Consider the following 386-nt stretch of genomic DNA (forward strand, 5'->3'; position numbering starts at 1 on the left):
GAAGACACCGGTTCTGATATCAATGCACCACCGCCACGTTCAACCGAATCTACTAGTAATTTCGCGACCGTTCAAAATGTCCCTAATTTCTTTTTCCCCTATGGCGGTAGTACGACTTGGGCACCGATTCGCTTAGCAGTTGACTCAGCAATTCAAGCGGCGCGACCAGAGGTTCGCTTTCGCGACGTTGACCCTACTGGCGAAACACCAGGGTCAGCAAACGGAAATCGGATGCTGATTGAAGGGGAAAATTGCTTTTTCCCAGTCTTCTAGACCGCTATTAGATCGAGAAATTGCCCGCGCGCAACAACGCGGCTTTGGTTTAAATCAAATACCCGTTGCCATTGATGGATTGGCGATCGCGGTTAATCCGAATTTAGATATTC

1 pseudogene is annotated in these 386 nt (G+C 48.7%); it reads left to right on the forward strand.

Annotation, left to right across the window (positions count from 1 at the left end):
• Positions 1-386 (forward strand): annotated as a pseudogene (locus B1A85_RS23460) (substrate-binding domain-containing protein); the annotation flags it as partial.

The sequence above is a fragment of the Chroococcidiopsis sp. TS-821 genome (genome assembly GCF_002939305.1).
GTDB lineage: Bacteria > Cyanobacteriota > Cyanobacteriia > Cyanobacteriales > Chroococcidiopsidaceae > Chroogloeocystis.